This window comes from Haloimpatiens massiliensis (assembly GCF_900184255.1).
In the GTDB taxonomy this organism is placed as follows: domain Bacteria; phylum Bacillota; class Clostridia; order Clostridiales; family Clostridiaceae; genus Haloimpatiens; species Haloimpatiens massiliensis.
In genome coordinates this window covers 2,320,344-2,338,118 of record NZ_LT854640.1, presented here as the reverse complement: position 1 = coordinate 2,338,118, position 17,775 = coordinate 2,320,344, and the positions used below count along the sequence as shown (strand labels likewise).

Here is a 17,775-nt window from a genome sequence, read left to right as displayed (position 1 = left end):
ATAAGTGCGAATTATCTAATATGAGTACATTTGTACATGTTTTTAGAACCAGGTAGGGATAATGATTAATTTAATTAGAGGAGAATTTTATAAAATAAAAAGAAGTAAATACTTTGTTGGAATAATGTTTCTGTGGGCTTTGCTTGGAGTTTCAATTTCATATATTATTATAAAAGAAGCCAATGCACATAGGACTGTTTCAGGGATAAATGCTGTAGTATTCTTTTTACAATTTCAAATTTTAATTAATTTTTTATATGCTGCATTTGCTGGGGTTTTTGTAGCCAGTGATTTTGAACATAATACTATAAATATGACTTTTACCTATGGATATAGTAGAAGTAAAGTTATATTAAGTAAAATAATAGTTTATATAATTTACTCTTTGTTTATGGAATTAGTTACAGTGGTTATTATGGGAATAATTTTTTCTGCTGTTTATGGTTTTAATGATTTTGGTGAAATTAATTTAGGTTTATATTTAATTAGAATAATATTTATTGAATTACTTTGTAGCATTGCCACTACATTAATAATAGCAGCTGTTTCTGTTATATCAAAAAGTATTATAGTAACCTTAGCTTCACCGGTTGTGATGTTTATTCCTATGCTTTTAAATAATGAGCATATATTTGCTTTTCTTCCATATAGAGCTGCTACCATAGGCATAGCACCATTTGCACCTAAAAATGCAATTATAATCTCTGTAGTTTCAGCATTAGTAACAATTTTTGTGATTACTATGGTTTTGAGAAAATATTTAAGTAAATTAGATATAAAGTGATTGAAATAGTATGAAAACATGCATAAAATATAATTTTCTTTTTAAGGATGAATATTATGTACATAATTGTTATTTTAATTTTTAGTTTGCTTTTAGTAAGTTTCATAACAGTTTTAATTAAATTATTATTAAATCAAAAACAAATAAGGGATATTGCTAGGCAAATCAGAGAATTTAGAGAGAAGAAAACAGGTAAAAAAATTACTACTGAAATATATGATAAAGATATAGAAAATTTAGCCTATGAAACTAATGAGTTTTTAGAACTTTATAGAAAAAGTGAACAGGAAAAAGTTCAGTTTGAAAACACATTACAGCAAGGTATAGCTAATATGTCTCATGATTTAAGAACTCCATTAACATCAATAATTGGGTATTTAAAACTCCTTCAAAATGATGAGATAAATAAAGAAGAGGCTTTAGGGGTAATAAAAAATAAAACAGATAAATTAAATGTTCTTATAAACGATTTTTTTGAATTAGCTTTTATAGAAAGTAATGATTATAAATTAAAAATTACAAAATTAAATTTAACTAATATAATACGGGATGAGATTTTATCTTTTTATGAAGCCTTTGAAACAAAGGGAATAGAACCTATTATAAATATCCCAAAGGAATCTATTTTCATAAATGGAGATAAAAATAGTTTGGAGAGAATAATAGATAATTTGCTTTCTAACACATTAAAATATTCCCAAAAGTATGTTGAAATAAACGTAGAAGAATTTAGAGGCACAGTTACTTTGTCTATTTCGAATATATGTACATATATAGATGAGAAAGATGTTATCTATATGTTTGATAGATTTTATAGGGCTGATAAAGTTAGAAAAGGACAAGGCACAGGGCTTGGGTTATCCATAGCAAAGAGTTTAATGGAAAAGATGAATGGCTCTATAAGATCTAATTTTGAAAATAATAAGATTACAATAGTATGTGAATGGGGGATAAATAAGGAAAATGGGGACGGTTAAGAAGTTTTATATTTACAACTATGTTGTATTAGGCTATAATATGGTAACAAATGAATATCCAAAAATCCTAAGAAGAGGAAAGTAGCCATGAAGATTTCTTACAGCGAGCAGGAACAGAGTGGAAGTTCTGCAAGAAAGATTGTGGTGAAAAGGACCTGGGAGGAACTGCCTGAGCAGACCTAGCTATGAGTAAATAAACCCAGTAAAGTAGCCGGATTATATAAGCCTAGCAAAGTAGCTATGAGCAAATGAGCCTAGCAATGTAGCAATGAACAAGTGGGCTTATAAAGTATAGCGCGCCTTTAAAGTACAGTATGACTTTGAAGTACAGCACGGCTTTAGAGCATGGTTTTAGTATAGGTGAATTTGTGAGGGTAAGTCGCAAGCTGCGTTAAAGTTTTGAGTGGACTATGTTTTAGTCAATTTGAGTGGTACCGCGGAATTACACCCGTCTCTAAGTAAAGAGATGGGTTTTTTTATTGGAGTAATCTAGAGAAATTTCATAATTCAAGTAATGTAATACTTTTGTAGTATAATCATATGCTTTTAAATTTTAGAAAGCTAATGAGTTATTTAAAACTAAATAGTAAAAAGTAACTATGAAAAAAGTATTAAAAAAACTTTGTGTGTTTAAACATGCAAAAACAAAATTATTAAAAAGTCTTTGTGTGTTTGAATGTATGTTTAAAGATTAAAAAAGTATTAAAAATTATTGGAAGGTGAGAAAATGGAACATTTAATCAAGAAATTAAGTAATCTGGTTCAAGAAGAATTCGAAAAATGCGGATATGATAGAGAATATGGCAGGGTTAATGTATCAAATCGTCCTGATCTCTGTCAATTTCAATGCAATGGAGCTTTGGTAGCGGCAAAAAAATATAGGAAACCGCCTATTAACATTGCAAATGAAATTGTAGAGAAATTAAAGAATAATGAGGAGTTTGAAGCTGTTACTGCTGTCATGCCTGGTTTTATAAATATTGTACTAAAAGACAGTTTCATAATAGACTATTTAAATAATATGCATAATGATAAAAAACTTGGATGTACGGAGGCCACAAAGCCTTTAACTATAATTGTTGATTATGGCGGAGCAAATGTTGCAAAACCCCTTCATGTAGGGCATCTTCGTGCAGCAATAATTGGTGAGAGTATAAAGAGAATTTCTAGGTTCCTAGGGCATAATGTCATAGGAGATGTACATCTAGGGGACTGGGGATTGCAGATAGGTATGGTAATTTCTGAGGTTCAAAGACGTAAGCCTGATTTGCCATATTTTGATGAAAGCTTTAAAGGAGATTATCCAAAGGAGGCTCCTTTTACTATAGATGAACTGGAGGAAATATATCCAGCAGCAAGCAAGTTAGCTAAAAGTGATGAAGAGGCTATGGAAGAAGCTAGGAAGGCAACCTATGAACTGCAAAATGGAAGAGCTGGTTATGTTGCTCTTTGGAAACATATACTAAATGTTTCTGTTGCAGACCTTAAAAAGAATTATGGAGAGCTAAATGTTGAGTTTGACCTGTGGAAGGGAGAAAGTGATAGTCAGAAATATATAGGAGAAATGATAAATTACCTTAAAGAAAATAACTATCCCTATGAGAGCCAGGGAGCCCTAGTCATTGATGTTGCTAAGGAAGGTGACACTTATACAATACCTCCATTTATACTCCTTAAATCTGATGGAGCAACCCTTTATAGCACTACAGATTTGGCTACTATATGGGAGAGGATTAAGGAATATGATCCGGATCAAATAATTTATGTTGTTGATAAAAGACAAGGCTTACATTTTGAACAGGTTTTTAGATGTGCAGAAAAAACCAAAATTGCAAGTGAAAAGCTAAAACTTGACTTTATAGGTTTTGGTACTATGAATGGTAAGGATGGCAAGCCTTTCAAGACAAGAGAGGGCGGGGTAATGAGGCTCCAGGATTTAATAAAAATGATAAAAGGTAATGTAAAGGGAAAATTAAAAGAGACCAAATCCATTGGCGAAGCTGAAATGGAGGAAATTTCAAGAAAGGTTGGGTTAGCGGCCTTGAAATATGGGGACTTGTCAAATCAAATTACAAAGGATTATGTATTTGATCTAGATAGATTTTCATCCTTTGAAGGAAATACCGGACCATATATACTATATACAGTAGTAAGAATTAAATCTATTTTAAATAAAAGTGCTGATGAAATGTGTAAATACGGAGCTAAATTTATTAGGCCATATAGTGGAGTAGAAAGAGATTTAATGTTAAAGCTTTCATCCTTCAATGATACAGTTGAGCAGTCCTTTGCATATAAGGCCCCAAACAGAATTTGTGAATATATTTATGACACAGCTAATCTGTTTAATAAGTTTTACAATGATAATAAAATTATTTCAGAAGAAAATATAGATAAAAAGATGTCATGGATAAAGCTTTTACTACTTACTAAGGATGTTTTAGAGACAGGACTTGATCTTCTTGGAATGGAAGCTCCAGAAAAAATGTAGGTTAAAGGAAAATAAAAAAAGAGAAAATAGGGGACAGTTAACAACTTTTAGCTGGTAATTTGCATATTATCTAGCTATTTAAGTTTAACTGTCCCTAAATATAAGTATGTCTCTAAATAGATTACAAATAAGTATACTATTTAGCTATTCTATCTTAAATGTCTCGAAGAAAGTGTATGATATTAAAGGTAACTTAATAAAATTATGATTAACCCACAATAAGCATTACATTACCTGAATTATGAAATTTCTCAAATTAAACTTATTGTTCCTAGCTCTTATGAAAGGCATGGAGGAGAAATTTCATAATTCCATCGCATTGTACCTTTTTGTGGGTTAATCAAAATTATATATTTTTAGATATAAAATTAGTTGTTATACATTATTAAGGATCTATTTGATATAATCTCACCTGTTGTAACAGAAACATATACATCCGCTAGTCCCATATTTTCAATCTTATAAGTCTTGAAGTATTTTCCTTTTTTGAATTCATCATATCCTGTATATTTGCAGATATATGTTTTAATCTTATTATAGTCTGGGCATTCTAGTCCAATTAAAGTCTTTATAAGATTCTCTTTTGATCCAGCTGGTAATCTAGGGTCGTTATGAATATTTGATATTTCATGTGCTTTTGCTATTTGGAAAGCTTGTCCTTTTGTAATTATAGGTGTTACATTTGCTTCAGAATTTGCTTCGTAAAGACTATTATCGAATACTCCATGAACAGTTTCTATTTGGTTGTTGTCATTAAAAATAACAATATAAGTGTTATCAGTAGTAATGCCGTTAACTACCTGCGAAAATCTAAAAACATTACCAGAATCCCTTAGGAGTTCAAGCTGGTTCTTTGGATCGGATATTCTAAATATATCTTTATTAATTTCAAAGAAATCCATTATGTTGTCGGAATTTTTCGACATTTTAGGCGAAAGTATACCATTAACATACTTAGGTGCATTTTTAATTTCCTTATCTCCTAAAAATACAGATGGAGATTGTTCAATTTTTTTAATGTACGTTTTGTTGTCTTGAGTTTTTTGTGTTGATGTGCTAGAACATTGAACTTGCTTAATGTTTTGACATTCAACGGCTTGAGCTTGTACCTTTGGCATTGATACAAGAGATAAAGAAGTGGTCATGCAAACCAATAATGATACAAATTTACTTTTCATTTAAAATTCCCCCTTAATATTAAATATTTACAATTGACCCAAAACAAGTATAACATAGTGATATTTTTTTATCAACTTTACAAAACAAATGTTGGAAATATAATTTATAATTTCATATTTTAGTAAAAAATGTATTGATAAAAAGGGTTGGAAATATAATATAAATTAGTGTTATCAGTGATATGACGAATACAGTTAAGAATAATATTAAAAGTATTATGTTACTATTTTGAATTTTTATAATTAAATTATTCACAATATTTTTCTACAGAGTCAAGCGTATGGATACAATGTATTCATAAGAAAACTATATATAAATTATAAATTTCTTATTTAAAGTTCGAAAAATTTAGTAATAAAGTATTTTCCTGTTAACTTTTATATGTATTATGTTCGAATATTTGTTACATTAAAAAATACATAATATGTGCTGTTAGAGGGAACAAGTAATAGTGTGTTAATGTATAGATATGAATTTCCAATATATTTCTCTTTTCTAAATTCAGAATATTTGATACAATATCAATACCTCATAATTTTTAATGAATATAAAGTGAAAATATTTTTACAAGCATTATATTTAAAAGGATGCAATGCGTATTTGAATTTCAATAATGTGCGTTATTGAGCAGTGAAATGTACTGACTACCTATAATATTATTGCATAAATAAAATATTCACATTTCATTTATACTTGCAAAATGTTTAAAATATATTTAAGAAGGGGATGAAAAGGTTATGAAAAATTTAATTAACAAATGGAATAATTTAAGTTTAGTAAAAAGAATTATTATAGGTTTGATAGTGGGTATTATATTAGCTATAACAGTTCCTAATGTAGCAAAGCCAGTGGCGATTTTTGGTTCTTTGTTTGTAGGGGCTTTAAAAGCTATTGCGCCTGTGCTAGTATTCTTCTTGGTTATGGCTGCCATATCTCAACATAAAAGTGGTCATGAAACTAATATGAAATCTATTATATTCCTCTATCTTTTGGGAACATTTTTAGCTGGACTTGTTGCTGTTATTGCAAGTTTTGTATTCCCGGTAAGTATAGAACTTGCAGGAGGAGCCCAAAATGTGACGCCGCCTGGAGGAGTGGTAGAGGTTCTAAAAGCACTGCTTTTAAATGTTGTTGATAATCCAGTAAAAGCAATTTATAATGCAAATTATATTGGTATATTATCTTGGGCAACACTTCTTGGATTTGCTTTAAGAGGTGCACCTGAATCTACAAAAACTATGATTAATAATTTTTCAGATGCAGTATCTCAAATGGTAAGATGGGTTATTAATTTTGCTCCGCTAGGAATTATGGGTTTAGTATTTGATTCTATTACTACTAGTGGTATACAGGCGTTATTTGGTTATGGACAGTTACTTGCTGTTTTAATTGGTTGTATGATTTTTATTGCTCTTGTTGTGAATCCAATTATTGTATTTCTAAATATTCGTAAAAATCCATATCCCCTTGTATTTAAGTGTTTAAAGGAGAGTGGTATTACAGCATTCTTTACACGTAGCTCTGCTGCAAACATTCCCGTAAACATGAGTTTGTGTAAAAAATTGGGTTTGGATAGTGATACTTATTCAGTATCAATTCCTTTAGGTGCTACTATTAATATGGCTGGTGCAGCTGTTACAATTTCTGTGTTGACACTGGCAGCAGTTAATACTCTTGGTATTAAAGTGGATTTTGCTACAGCGGTAATCTTGAGTGTATTGTCAGCTGTATCTGCTTGTGGGGCTTCTGGAGTAGCTGGTGGTTCATTATTACTTATTCCTTTAGCATGTAGCTTGTTCGGTATTCCAAACGATATTGCTATGAAGGTAGTAGGCGTGGGATTTATAGTAGGTGTACTGCAGGATTCTTTCGAAACAGCACTTAACTCATCCACAGATGTACTTTTTACAGCTACAGCTGAATTTGCAAAATGGCGTAAAAAGGGAAAAGAAATAATTATAAAGAAATAATTATAGATAATTTATAGATAAATAACCATTTGGTAAATAAATTTAATAAAAACTTCACGATAGACCAAGAACTTCACGGAAACGTTTGTTTCTAAGACATTATTACTAAAATAGCTTCAATTGCTCAATTTTTTCATGGTAATAGGCATCTTTCATCTGGCTACCCAGACCGTATTGTGCACATTTTTCTTTAAAAAAATTATATAGAGATTTATTATTGGGAACATTGCACATGTATTTATTTCCATAAATATTTTCATACTTAGCTTTTAAATCAGGAAATAGAGCATTTAGTTTTGAGTAATAGTAGCTGCGTTGCCTGTCTCTTAGAGTCATTCCAAACCAAGGGACTATATATTTACCACCATATTTGGTGGTATTTTTTATGATGCTTTCAATATTTTCTTTATTATCTTCAATAAAGGGAAGAATAGGCATCATTGTAACGCCTGTGCGTATTCCAGCCCTAGAAAGCTCTTTCATAGCTTCAAATCTTTCGGAAGGATATGGAGCTAGAGGCTCGATTTTTTTTGCTAAAGCATCATCTGTAGTGGTAATGGTAAAGGCTACATTGGCATAGTTTCTGTTAATTAGTTTTAATATATCTAAATCCCTTAATACTAAATTACTTTTAGTTACAATATGCACGGAGAAATTATAAAATGCTATTAAAGATAAAGCTTTTCTTGTTAATCCGTATTTTGCTTCCGCTGGAGTATAGGGATCGCTCATAGAACCAGTGCCAACTATACCTTTGACTTTTTTACCTTTAAGCTCTTTATTTAGTATTTCTTCAGCGTTTATTTTTACTAGCACGTCATCAAAATTTTCTATTTGGTAACATTCACTTCGGGAGTCACAGTATATGCATCTGTGTTCACAACCTTTATATAAATTCATATTATATTTTACTCCGAACCAAGAATCTGGAGATTTCATAGTACCCAATATGGTTTTGGCTTTAATTTCTTTAATTATGATCCTCACCTCCAATAATAATTACCATTTATATCAAAAAATATATATTATTAAAGAGTATGATTAACCCACAAAAAGCATTATATTACTTGAATTATGAAATTTCATAATTCCACCACATTGTACCTTATTGTGGGTTAATCAGAGTATATATTTTTTTAAATATTATGTATATTATAAACTATTTATTTAGCTTATGCGATATGCAATATAGGTAATATATGTAATATATAATGAGAATTTTGAAATACAATGTTACAACTAGGTTAGTTTTATGTTATAATTTAGTAAAAAAGTTTATATAAGGAGAAAAAATATGTTTAAAAATGAAGTGAAAATAAAAACCGATATATTAAATATTTCTAATGCATTAAGAAAGAGAAAGTTTGAACAAGTAAATAAAATTCAGTTGCAAATGGTTAATAACATAGATAAAGATAGAGATTACTGTGATGAATTTTTAAAACTTTATGAAGATGTAAAAGGGGATAAAAATAAATGCTTTTACAACATTATGAAAGAAATAGTTATAAAATCTAAAATTTATAATAGAGAAGAATTGGCCAATAGGCGTTAATGTATTGAGAATTAGCTAATACGTGGCTTATATTTTAGTCATGAAACACATATGGGTTTATACCTTTTTACAAATTAAATGGTGAACGGTAATTCTATATAATAAGCAGATAAATTTTACACCCTTAGGAGCCGTGGTGTATAATAATATTAGATATATACAAATAATTTATGGATGACAAATGAACAGATAATGAATAAAAGAAGATATATTTTGCTTGTGAAGAATTAAAATTTTGAAAAATGCATCCTTGAGGTGCTTTTATTAATGGAGGAGTATTTATGGTAAATAAATATTATACTAAGGGTGAGGAGATTGCAAATGCAGTAATACATGGAGTGGGGACACTTATAGCTATTGCAGCCCTTGTAATTCTCATTGTTTTTTCCGCTATATATGGGGATGCTTGGTATGTGGTGTCTTTCACAATATTTGGTTCTAGCCTTGTGCTTTTATATTTATTTTCAACTTTGTATCACAGTATACAGTCTAAAAAAGCAAAGAAAGTGTTGAGAGTTTTTGATCATTCGTCTATCTTTGTACTAATTGCAGGAACATATACTCCTTATACTTTAACTGTTTTAAGAGGACCTTTAGGATGGACCATATTTGGAATCCAGTGGGGACTTGCAATTTTAGGCATAGTTTTTAAAGCAATTGTTTTAGGAAAACATGAAGAACTTGAGGATGGAAGGCTTGGCAAAATTTCAACCATAATCTATATAGCTATGGGCTGGTTCATAGTTATTTCACTAAAGAAACTGTATTTTTCAATATCAACTATAAGTTTAGTTATGCTTGTAGCTGGTGGAGTTACTTATACTGTAGGTGCATATTTTTATTCTAAGGACAATCTACGTTATGCGCATCCTATTTGGCATGTTTTTGTACTTGGAGGAAGTATGTGTCATTTTTTCTCAGTGCTGTTTCTTTTGCCTTTTAAATAGAATAAGATTAAGAGGAACATTGATTTAATGAAGAAAACCTTACTTTAGTGTAAGTAAAGAGAGATTTTACAAGGGCTATTTGAATCTTGTACGGGTATTGTTGACTTAAAATAAAATAATTGTAAAAAACGTATTGCTTTATATAATAAAGTATGGTATAATCAATCTATTGCTTAAATGAATAGTAAATAATATAACACAGATATATTTCAATTAGTATTATAAAATAAATGATTTATTAATCGAAATTTTATTGGTGCATTATTACAAAAAGTTTAAGGAAAATAAAATTTCGGAGGTACACGTTATATGACTGGTACAGTTAAATGGTTTAATTCAGAAAAAGGATTTGGATTTATTACAGGAGAAGATGGAAAAGATGTTTTCGCACATTTTTCTCAAATAAATACAGATGGTTTCAAAACTCTTGAAGAAGGTCAAAAGGTTTCTTATGACGTAGTTCAAGGACAAAAAGGACCACAAGCAGAAAATATTACTATACTATAATTTGATTAGTGAATATTTTAACCCCTTAAATAGGTGACTATTTAAGGGGTTTTTTAGAGTATAATAGGAAATAAGTAAAACATATAGGTATGATTAACCCACAATAAGGTACAATGTAATGGAATTATGAAATTTCTCCTCCATAACTTGCATAAGAGTTCGGAACAATAAATTTAATTTAAGAAATTCTAATCTTTTAGCCATATAAAATTATCTAACGCTCACATTCAGCGTCCTGCCTCAGGTTCGCTAGCCTGGCGTCCTTTTAAGGCTTACGATAATTTTATCTGTCTAAAAGAAGAATTTCTAAAATTAAATTTAAACAGTTCCTTTGCTTCTTATGCAAGTCATTCCAGAGAAATTTCATAATTCAGGTAATATAATGCTTTTGTGGGATAATCATAGGTATTATTATAAGATATATAAAGCTGAAATAAATAATGTATAGAACATAAAGAAATGAGGTAATACAGATGATAAAAAAGAAAATTATAATTGATTGCGATCCAGGTATAGATGATGGATTTGCACTTGTTCTGGCACTAAAATGTGAGGAACTTGATATCCTTGGAATTACAACTCTTGGAGGAAATATTCAGGCCATTACTGCTGCCCAAAATGCTTTAAAAATATTAAAGCTAATGGGTAGATTAGATATTCCAGTTTATATTGGGGCTGAAGGGCCTTTAAAGAGAAAGCTTGTTACTGCTAGTGAGGTTCACGGAAAAGATGGTCTAGGTAATGCATTTTTAGAGGATGTAGATGAACGCCTAATTCATGACAATGCAGCAGATTTTATATTGAAAACCTTAAGAAACCATAAGGACGTGAGCATAGTTTCCTTAGCTCCATTAACTAATTTGGCCACTGCTATGGAAAGGGATATGGAAACTTTCAATAAGGTTAAAGAAATTGTATCCATGGGTGGAGCATTTAGAGTTCCTGGGAACTGTTCACCTGTGGGAGAATTTAATTATTGGGTAGATCCCCATGCAGTACAGTATGTTTTGGAAAATATCAAAGCACCTTTTACCATGGTGGGATTGGATGTTACTTCTAAAGTGGTGTTAAAGCCTGAGCATATGGAACTTTTTAGACATTTTAATACTCCTGTTTCAAAGTTTTTATTTGATGCTTCAAGATTTTATTTGGATTTTTACTGGGAGCAGGAAAAGATTATTGGATGTTTAGTTCACGATGCATTGGCTTTAGCATATTTCGTAGATAAAACATTGGCTGAGGGAATACATTCCTATGCTCAGGTGGTTACAGAGGGCATAGCTATTGGACAAACCATTGTGGATGAAAAGAATTTTTATAAAAGAAAACCTAATTGTCATGTTTTAACTGAAGTTCATGCAGATAAATTTTTTGATATGTTCTTTAACAAGGTTTTCCCAGAGTTTATGTAAGAAGATAATTAGGTATAACTGATATTTAAGAAGTCATAAACAAGCATAAAAAATAAAAAGTAAGAAGTAAGAAGTAAGAAGTAAGAAGTAAGAAGTAAAAGGTAAAAGGTAAAAGGTAAAAAGTAAGAAGTAAGAAGTAAAAGGTAAAAAGTAAGAAGTAAGAAGTAAAAAGTAAGAAGTAAGAAGTGAAAAACATAAAAAATAAAAAACATAGATGATAAAGATAGGTAAAGCAAATTTAGGACGGTTAAGAACTAATGGAAAAGTTCTTAACTGTCCTAAAAAGTTTTCACCAAGATTACCCTTCTATTGGCTGGGTTTTAGGGGCAGATTTATAAGCAAATTTGGTTAACATATAGGATATAATACTAATTATTAAGCAGCTTAAGGCAAGGTATTTGAAAATAATAGGAATAAATACTTTGTCCGCTAAAGCACCAAATATTACTCCAGATAAAGGAGAGCTTATTAAACAAATCATAGTTATTATGGAGCCTACTCTGCCTAAATAATTTATATCCACAAGCAACTGAATTTCTGTAAAGCTCCAAACCCCTATGAGAGATAAAATTAAACCACAAATAAAAAACATAAATGCGAAGTAAAAAGGAGTAATTAAGAGAGTACTAAATCCTAGAGCTATAGCGAAAAATGATAATCCAAAAAGATAAACATGTTGGAGTTTGATTTTGGTTTTTACTAATACAGGATATAGTATGGTTCCAATTAATGCGCCTACAATTGTAGCAGTGGAAAAGTAGCCAGCCCAAGTGTTTGAAACTTTTAGAACTTTGTTTATTATAAGTGGAATATAAGTTTCAAGAGGAGTACTTAAAAATTGAGCTAAAAGTACAACAAAAAGAATAACCACAATTAAGTTATTTTTAATTACATAAGAAAACCCACTTTTAAGTTCCTGTATGAAGTTATTTGCTTCTTCATCCTTTGTTTTCTCCATATTAGGAATAGTAATAATTATAGCAGTAATAGCTGATAGGAGAAAGGTTAAAGAGTCAATGATAAAAAGAGGTTCTTTGCCTATGGTTGTCATAATGATACCGCTTAAACTATAGCCAACAATTCGCATGATATGGTTTAAAGTAGTACCAACGCTGTTGGCTAAAGGCATATTTTCTTTACCTACAACTAATACAAAGGTTATGCCTACTGTAGGTTCAAAGAAACTTTCAGCTATGGATACGATTACGGAAATTAAATAAATATGCCATAGTGCAATGGAGTTTGTGTACATTAAAATAGGAATAATTAATATACATATAGTTCTTGTGATTTCAGCAATGAACATAATTTTCTTTTTATTATACTTATCTGCAACTACTCCAGCAAAAGGGCTTATTATAGCATTAGGAAGAACGCTAAAAAGCATTAAGCTTCCCATTGCAAGTCCAGAACCGGTTAAGTCATAAACAAGATAAAGAAGAGCAAGAGTTTCAAGAGCATCTCCAGACCTAGAAAAAGCTCTTGAAATTGTCAATAACATAGCGCTTCTATTTTTTAATAATGATTTCATATTTACAGCCCCCATTTTTATTAATATTAAATATCAAGTAATAAATTTTATTTAGTGTTATTAAATTTTTTTATAGTTAATAGACTACAAAAGAAAGGTTTAGAATCTTTTGTTCTTTTTCTACTTTTTATGTAATCTACGCACATATCATGTAATTCTCTTGTTTCAGCAGGAGTTAGATATCCCTCTAGATTGCTTACAAGTCTTCCTGCATCCTCATTTGGATTAACGTTGTCCCTAAAATCATCAAGGTTTTTTATTATTTCTTTGGTTATTACCCCTATGAAATCGTCTTGTCCATCATCATAAACATTATTTTTGCTGGTTTTAACTACTTGATCTACATAAAAATTTTCAGCGGTAGGTAAATAGTATTTTTCTGTTATACCAGAATTATCTTTAGTTTCTACAATTTCAAGCACACCTATTTTTTCAAGAGCTTTTACATGGTAATGTACTTTTGACGGAACCTGCCCAAGCTTATCCGCCATTTGCTTTACAGTTAGTGGAGTTTTTCCTTGAGTAAATAAATTTATGATTTTAAACCTAAAAGGATTTGAAAAAGTTTTAACTTCCTGTGGGGTAGTTAAGCGTTTGCTTTTTAACATAATTTAGACCTCCTTAAAACAGTTAGTGTGTTAGCTTACTAAACTGTTTATTTATATGTATTTACATATGATAAAAAATTATTTTATGATTAAACCACAAAAAGGTACAATGAGGAGAATTTTCATAACTCAGGTAATGTAATGATTTTTGTGGGATAATTATTTTCAATTCTTATTTTTAGTATCTAGCTATTAATATTAATAAAAATATATTTATCGATAAAATAAATTTTATTGATAAATATATTTTTATTATACAATTGAAAATGAGATTTGTGAAGGGCTTTTTTGAAATAACATAATATAATTAGTCAGTAGTCTCCTTGTTGTGTATTTTTGGTAATTACACTAAAGCATAGGTTGCTGATTTTTTCATTGCAAAATTTATGTGTAAATTTTAATATTAATTTTCTTAATAGTATATTAATTCCAATCTATGAATGCTAATGGTTACATATTATTAAAATATGCTCTAATTTATATCAAAGTAAAAATATGTAACTAGGCACAAGATTATATTTTTTTAAATCCTTATTTTAATTAGAATTAATGGATATATATTGAAGAAAAAGGAATAGAGTGGTACCATATAAGTAAATAATATTTAAAAAAGGAATTAGGAGGTAATATGAAAAGGACTATATTTTCTAAAATAAAAATACCAAATATAAAAAAATTAAAAGTTATTATAGCTTGTGCTGTTATAATTACAGTTTTCACAAGTGGATTTGTCATATATGCTATTAATATTTCTAAACCAGAATGTAAGTCATCAAAACAAAAAGTTCAACCTAAAATTAGTTTAGCAGATTCAAGTCAAGATAAAAAATTAAGTCAAAGTGGAACTAAAGCTGAAGAAAAACCTAAAATAGAAAAGACTTTTATAAAAGAGAATAAATTAAAAAAAAGTTATAATAAAGTAACACAAAAAAATATAAATAATAAAAATAAACCAGCAAAAAAACAATTAGTGAAACAAAATAAAATTAAAAATAATAAAGTTAATCCTACTAAAAAAGAAGGTATACAAAAAAAACAAGTATCTAATAAACCAATTACTTATAAAAATAAAAAGTTAGGAATCTGTTTTGATATGCCAGCAAGTTGGGCAAATAAATATTTTATAAAAGATAATGGAACAGAAGTGAGGGTTTATATGAGAAATAAACACAATTTAGATAGTGAAGATGGATTTTTATTTATAATAACTACTGATATTCATGATTATAACGATGGAAAATTTTTAGACAGTATAGGTGGAATAGATAAAATAAAGGTAATAAATGATAAGAAATATCTTATCGGTGGGCCTACAGGTGTAACTTTCCCTGGTGATAATTTTAATGATAATCCAGAATTTAAAACTTTTTCGCAACTTAATAATGATCGAGCAGTAGTTATAAAAACACTTAGAAGTGTAAATTAATTGATTAAAAAAATATTGACATATAGCAAATAAGCATATATTATATTAACAATAAATAAAATAAATTCGATGAAGAGAAGAAGTAAGTAATATTTTGTTCCACAGAGAGTTGGCATTTTGCTGCAAGCCAATGTTCAAGATATAGCTGAAAATCACCTCTGAGAAGCAAAGCTGAACTTTAGTAAGCTTTGTCGGAGTTTCTTACCGTTAAAAGAGAATCGTATTGATGGATACGTAACTGAGTGCTATGAAATAGTTTATTTGTTATAAGCTTATTTTATAGAATTAGGGTGGTAACGCGGATTATTCCCGTCCCTTGTTTTTCAAGGGACGGGTTTTTTATATGCACTCAGGATTTAGCATGGGTGCGGGTGTGCGCCAATCTGTGAAAGCTTCATATGGCAGTTGATAAGGCTAAGCAGCAGTTTGAGTCAGCATAGGAGCTCATAGCACCAAGCAGTAGTTTAAGACGATAAATTATTATACTAGGGGGCTGATTTTATGGATATAGAAGAGGACATTATAAGTTAGAAAAGTGTAGATTATGAATTATCTAAATCAGAAATTTTAATACTACATTTAACATTATCAGTTAGTAAAAAGACAGAAACATAACTAAGGAGGAATTTTGACATGAAAGACTTACAAAAGAAGGACTTATTATTAATAGGTTTAATGCTTTTTTCATTATTTTTTGGGGCAGGAAATTTAATATTTCCTCCATTTTTAGGGCAATCAGCAGGTGTTGCAACTTGGAAGGCAATGGCTACTTTTTTTATAACAGCAGTTGGATTCCCAATTTTGGGGGTAGTTGCAGTTGCAAAATCTGGAGGACTTAGTAATTTAGCTAAAAGAGTTAATCCGGTATTTGCTAGTGTTTTCACAGTTTTAATATATTTATCTATAGGACCTTGTTTAGGTATTCCAAGGGCAGGCAGCTTGCCTTTTGAAATGACGGTGGCACCATATTTAGCAGGAAGTATATCAAAAACTTTAGCATTATTTTTATTTACATTAGTATTTTTTATGGTGGCCTATTGGCTTTCACTATCACCAGCAAAGCTAGTAGACCGCATGGGTAAGGTTTTGACGCCTACCTTGTTATCCCTAATTTTGTTTATGTTTGTGGGATCTTTCTTTAAACCACTAGGGGGTTATGGTGAAGCTACAGGGGCATATGTGGATTCTCCCATTGTTAAAGGTTTCTTAGAAGGGTATTTAACAATGGATACAATAGCAGCTTTAAATTTTGGAATAGTTATTGCATTAGCTATAAAATCAAGAGGGGTTAAGGATGAAAAACAGGTTGTGTCATACTCTATAAAGGCTGGTGCTATAGCAGGAACTTTGTTAATAGTTATTTATTCAATGCTTGCACATTTAGGAGCTACTAGCGGCGGAAGATTTGGGGCTACTAAAAATGGGGCTCAAACTTTAACAAATGTTACTACATATATTTTTGGAAGTTCAGGAGCAGTTTTATTAGGAGTTATATTTACTTTAGCTTGTTTGACAACTTGTGTTGGACTTATAACCTCTTGTAGTCAATATTTTTCTACATTAACTAACAAGATATCATATAAAAATTGGGTTAGAATATTAGCTCTTTCTAGCATGGGGCTTGCAAATATGGGACTTACAAAAATTCTTGCTATATCAGTACCAGTACTAGTGGCCATCTATCCTATAGCAATAATGCTTATAGTACTTGCTATATTAGACAATTTATTTAAAGGAGACTCTATAATTTATGGTTTAACCATATTATTTACTGGGGTTGTAAGTGTAGTTGATGCACTAGGACAAACAGGCATAAAATTAGGCATGATCAATGATTTATTTAGCAGACTACCTCTCTATTCGGAAGGCTTAGGCTGGGTTATTCCAGCAGTAGTTGGTATGTTTTTGGGAGTAGCAATGAGTTTTGGGCAGCAATGGGGAAGGTTAAAATTAACTAACGTTAAAGGTGTAAATGAAGGTGTAAATGGGGACAGTTAATAACTGTTAGAGAAAAATAGCAATTTCCCATCCCAGATTTTCCCGTTTTTTTATGTTTGTTTCTATTCTTATAATTAGTTAAAGTAATAGGTTAAGCATTTTTGTTGTACTCAAATTTCATATTAATACCATACTATAGAATGTGTAAAAATCTGATAGTATGGTATTTTTTACGATTGTGTGAAATTTTTTTATAAAATTAAAATAAAATTAAGGCTCAATACTAGAGTGTGTTCTTGGTAGATTAATGTGTCAAGAACATATTTTGGTTTTGAGCCTTTATTGTAGGCTAAATAGTGATGGTTAATAATTTTTCAATTCTTTGGTCAATATTTAGAAGGCAATATTTCCAGTTATTTCAGTTTAAATATTTCTGTAAGTATAGTATAT

General features: G+C 29.9%; 14 protein-coding genes and 1 other annotated feature. Of the genes, 10 read left to right on the top strand and 4 right to left on the bottom strand.

Annotation, left to right across the window (positions count from 1 at the left end):
• The first annotated feature begins 61 nt into the window (after positions 1 to 61).
• From C1715_RS18970 to argS, 3 genes are all read left to right on the top strand, one after another.
• Positions 62 to 784: an ABC transporter permease gene (locus tag C1715_RS18970; RefSeq protein WP_102401886.1), complete on the top strand. Its 723-nt coding sequence runs from the start codon at positions 62 to 64 to the stop codon at positions 782 to 784.
• 56 nt (positions 785 to 840) lie between these two features.
• On the top strand, positions 841 to 1,761 hold the full coding sequence (locus tag C1715_RS18965; protein ID WP_102401885.1) for a sensor histidine kinase: 921 nt from the start codon (positions 841 to 843) through the stop codon (positions 1,759 to 1,761).
• 727 nt (positions 1,762 to 2,488) lie between these two features.
• Positions 2,489 to 4,252, top strand: coding sequence for an arginine--tRNA ligase (argS, locus tag C1715_RS18960; protein WP_102401884.1), 1,764 nt, complete (start codon positions 2,489 to 2,491; stop codon positions 4,250 to 4,252).
• A 368-nt stretch (positions 4,253 to 4,620) separates the two neighbouring features.
• Here argS and C1715_RS18955 read toward each other — a convergent pair whose 3' ends face one another.
• A complete protein-coding gene (locus C1715_RS18955; protein ID WP_146005416.1) occupies positions 4,621 to 5,397 on the bottom strand; it encodes a hypothetical protein in 777 nt (258 codons plus the stop codon).
• Positions 5,398 to 6,168: 771 nt separating this feature from the next.
• Here C1715_RS18955 and sstT point away from each other — a divergent pair.
• Entirely contained in the window at positions 6,169 to 7,401 is a 1,233-nt protein-coding gene (sstT, locus tag C1715_RS18950) for a serine/threonine transporter SstT (protein WP_102401882.1), read from the top strand.
• Positions 7,402 to 7,506: 105 nt separating this feature from the next.
• On the opposite strand, the gene C1715_RS18945 is transcribed toward sstT, so the two are convergent.
• Complete coding sequence (locus C1715_RS18945) at positions 7,507 to 8,340, bottom strand: SPL family radical SAM protein (RefSeq protein ID WP_242972019.1); 834 nt, start codon at positions 8,338 to 8,340, stop codon at positions 7,507 to 7,509.
• Between the two features lie 355 nt (positions 8,341 to 8,695).
• Between C1715_RS18945 and C1715_RS18940 the strand changes: the two genes are divergently transcribed.
• The 4 genes from C1715_RS18940 (at position 8,696) to C1715_RS18925 (ending at position 11,822) form a co-directional block, all read left to right on the top strand.
• Positions 8,696 to 8,956 (top strand): hypothetical protein, encoded by a 261-nt coding sequence (locus C1715_RS18940; protein WP_102401881.1) that lies wholly within the window; start codon positions 8,696 to 8,698, stop codon positions 8,954 to 8,956.
• Positions 8,957 to 9,237: 281 nt separating this feature from the next.
• Positions 9,238 to 9,903, top strand: coding sequence for a PAQR family membrane homeostasis protein TrhA (gene trhA / locus C1715_RS18935; protein WP_102401880.1), 666 nt, complete (start codon positions 9,238 to 9,240; stop codon positions 9,901 to 9,903).
• Positions 9,904 to 10,212: 309 nt separating this feature from the next.
• On the top strand, positions 10,213 to 10,410 hold the full coding sequence (locus tag C1715_RS18930) for a cold-shock protein (protein WP_102401879.1): 198 nt from the start codon (positions 10,213 to 10,215) through the stop codon (positions 10,408 to 10,410).
• Between the two features lie 473 nt (positions 10,411 to 10,883).
• Positions 10,884 to 11,822, top strand: coding sequence for a nucleoside hydrolase (locus C1715_RS18925; protein ID WP_102401878.1), 939 nt, complete (start codon positions 10,884 to 10,886; stop codon positions 11,820 to 11,822).
• A gap of 298 nt (positions 11,823 to 12,120) precedes the next feature.
• Here the strand turns inward: C1715_RS18925 and C1715_RS18915 are convergent, their stop codons facing one another.
• Both C1715_RS18915 and C1715_RS18910 read right to left on the bottom strand, forming a co-directional pair.
• Complete coding sequence (locus C1715_RS18915) at positions 12,121 to 13,353, bottom strand: MFS transporter (protein ID WP_180964151.1); 1,233 nt, start codon at positions 13,351 to 13,353, stop codon at positions 12,121 to 12,123.
• 47 nt (positions 13,354 to 13,400) lie between these two features.
• Complete coding sequence (locus C1715_RS18910; RefSeq protein WP_102401875.1) at positions 13,401 to 13,961, bottom strand: ArsR/SmtB family transcription factor; 561 nt, start codon at positions 13,959 to 13,961, stop codon at positions 13,401 to 13,403.
• 628 nt (positions 13,962 to 14,589) lie between these two features.
• Between C1715_RS18910 and C1715_RS18905 the strand changes: the two genes are divergently transcribed.
• Together C1715_RS18905 and brnQ are read left to right on the top strand one after the other, a co-directional pair.
• A complete protein-coding gene (locus C1715_RS18905) occupies positions 14,590 to 15,387 on the top strand; it encodes a hypothetical protein (protein ID WP_102401874.1) in 798 nt (265 codons plus the stop codon).
• Positions 15,388 to 15,447: 60 nt separating this feature from the next.
• Positions 15,448 to 15,707: a binding site (T-box leader), on the top strand.
• A gap of 313 nt (positions 15,708 to 16,020) precedes the next feature.
• The gene (gene brnQ, locus C1715_RS18900) at positions 16,021 to 17,385 is read left to right on the top strand and encodes a branched-chain amino acid transport system II carrier protein (protein WP_102401873.1); all 1,365 of its coding nucleotides are present in this window, start codon (positions 16,021 to 16,023) and stop codon (positions 17,383 to 17,385) included.
• Positions 17,386 to 17,775 lie beyond the last annotated feature (390 nt).